A 2,932-nucleotide genomic window follows, 5' to 3' on the forward strand; every position below is an offset into this window, starting at 1 on the left:
AACAAAGACCCGTTTGGGTTGTATGGTTAAGTGACTAAGCGTACACGGTGGATGCCTTGGCAGTTGGAGGCGATGAAGGACGTATTAACTTGCGATAAGCCTAGTCAAGCTAGTAAAAAGCGCTTGAGACTAGGATTTCCGAATGGGGAAACCCACCTGCTTGCAGGTATCGTTAACTGAATACATAGGTTAACGAGGCGAACGCGGAGAACTGAAACATCTAAGTACCCGTAGGAAAAGAAATCAACCGAGATTCCGAAAGTAGCGGCGAGCGAAATCGGAACAGCCCTTAAGCTTATTATGTGTTAATGGAAGGCTCTGGAAAGTGCCACGATACAGGGTGATAGTCCCGTACATGAAAAGACATTTTAAGTGAAATCGAGTAGGTCGGAGCACGTGAAACTTTGACTGAATATAGGTGGACCATCATCTAAGGCTAAATACTCCCAACTGACCGATAGTGAACCAGTACCGTGAGGGAAAGGCGAAAAGAACCCCTGTGAGGGGAGTGAAATAGAACCTGAAACCGTGTACGTACAAGCAGTAGGAGCCTACTTGTTAGGTGACTGCGTACCTTTTGTATAATGGGTCAGCGACTTATATTTTGTAGCGAGGTTAACCGTATAGGGTAGCCGTAGGGAAACCGAGTCTTAACTGGGCGACTAGTTGCAAGGTATAGACCCGAAACCCGGTGATCTAGCCATGAGCAGGTTGAAGGTTGAGTAACATCAACTGGAGGACCGAACCCACTAACGTTGAAAAGTTAGGGGATGACTTGTGGCTAGGAGTGAAAGGCTAATCAAACCGGGAGATAGCTGGTTCTCCCCGAAATCTATTTAGGTAGAGCCTCGGACGAATACTTACGGGGGTAGAGCACTGTTAAGGCTAGGGGGTCATCCCGACTTACCAACCCTTTGCAAACTCCGAATACCGTAAAGTAATATCCGGGAGACACACGGCGGGTGCTAACGTCCGTCGTGAAGAGGGAAACAACCCAGACCGCCAGCTAAGGTCCCAAAGTCATAGTTAAGTGGGAAACGATGTGGAAAGGCCCAGACAGCCAGGAGGTTGGCTTAGAAGCAGCCATCCTTTAAAGAAAGCGTAATAGCTCACTGGTCGAGTCGGTCTGCGCGGAAGATGTAACGGGGCTAAACTATGCACCGAAGCTGCGGATTCAACGTTTACGTTGAGTGGTAGGGGAGCGTTCTGTAAGCCGTTGAAGGTGTGCCGGGAGGCATGCTGGAGGTATCAGAAGTGCGAATGCTGACATGAGTAACGATAATGCGGGTGAAAAACCCGCACGCCGGAAGACCAAGGGTTCCTATCCCATGTTAATCAGGGTAGGGTAAGTCGACCCCTAAGGCGAGGCCGAAAGGCGTAGTCGATGGGAAACGGATTAATATTTCCGTACTTGGTATAATTGCGATGGGGGGACGGAGAAGGCTAAGCAAGCATGGCGATGGTTGTCCATGTGAAAGTGAGTAGGGCGTTTGTTTAGGTAAATCCGGACGAACATTAAACCTGAGACACGAGACGAGCTACTACGGTAGTGAAGTTGCTGATGCCATACTTCCAGGAAAAGCCTCTAAGCTTCAGATTATACCGAATCGTACCCCAAACCGACACAGGTGGTCAGGTAGAGAATACTAAGGCGCTTGAGAGAACTCGGGTGAAGGAACTAGGCAAAATCGTACCGTAACTTCGGGAGAAGGTACGCTCCTATCTGTGATGAGACTTGCTCTCTAAGCGGACGGGAGCCGCAGTGACCAGGTGGCTGGGACTGTTTATTAAAAACACAGCACTGTGCAAAATCGCAAGATGACGTATACGGTGTGACACCTGCCCGGTGCCGGAAGGTTAATTGATGGGGTTATCCTTAGGGAGAAGCTCTTGATCGAAGCCCCGGTAAACGGCGGCCGTAACTATAACGGTCCTAAGGTAGCGAAATTCCTTGTCGGGTAAGTTCCGACCTGCACGAATGGTGTAACCATGGCCACGCTGTCTCCACCCGAGACTCAGTGAAATTGAAATCGCAGTGAAGATGCTGTGTACCCGCGGCTAGACGGAAAGACCCCGTGAACCTTTACTACAGCTTGGCACTGAACATTGAACCTACATGTGTAGGATAGGTGGGAGACTTTGAAGATGAGACGCTAGTTTTGTTGGAGTCGTCCTTGAAATACCACCCTTGTAGTTTTGATGTTCTAACGTTGGCCCCTGAATCGGGGTTACGGACAGTGCCTGGTGGGTAGTTTGACTGGGGCGGTCTCCTCCCAAAGAGTAACGGAGGAGCACGAAGGTTGGCTAAGTACGGTCGGACATCGTACGGTTAGTGTAATGGTAGAAGCCAGCTTAACTGCGAGACAGACACGTCGAGCAGGTACGAAAGTAGGTCATAGTGATCCGGTGGTTCTGAATGGAAGGGCCATCGCTCAACGGATAAAAGGTACTCCGGGGATAACAGGCTGATACCGCCCAAGAGTTCATATCGACGGCGGTGTTTGGCACCTCGATGTCGGCTCATCACATCCTGGGGCTGAAGTCGGTCCCAAGGGTATGGCTGTTCGCCATTTAAAGTGGTACGCGAGCTGGGTTTAGAACGTCGTGAGACAGTTCGGTCCCTATCTGCCGTGGGCGTTTGAGAATTGAGAGGGGTTGCTCCTAGTACGAGAGGACCGGAGTGAACGAACCGCTGGTGTTCGGGTTGTCATGCCAATGGCATTGCCCGGTAGCTACGTTCGGAACTGATAAGCGCTGAAAGCATCTAAGCGCGAAGCAGGCCTCGAGATGATTTCTCACTAGACTTTTAAAGTCTCTGAAGGGCCGTTGAAGACTACAACGTTGATAGGCAAGATGTGGAAGTGGTGTGAGCCATTAAGCTAACTTGTACTAATTACCCGTGAGGCTTAACCATACAACGCCAAACGCGTTT

At 50.1% G+C, this 2,932-nt stretch carries 1 rRNA gene; it reads left to right on the plus strand.

Annotated features, from left to right (window positions below):
- Nucleotides 1–24: 24 nt before the first annotated feature.
- Nucleotides 25–2,914: ribosomal RNA gene (locus J8L71_RS18250) — 23S ribosomal RNA — on the plus strand.
- Nucleotides 2,915–2,932: the final 18 nt, after the last annotated feature.

The sequence above is a fragment of the Pseudoalteromonas sp. MMG007 genome, from assembly GCF_018100985.1.
In the GTDB taxonomy this organism is placed as follows: Bacteria; Pseudomonadota; Gammaproteobacteria; order Enterobacterales; family Alteromonadaceae; genus Pseudoalteromonas.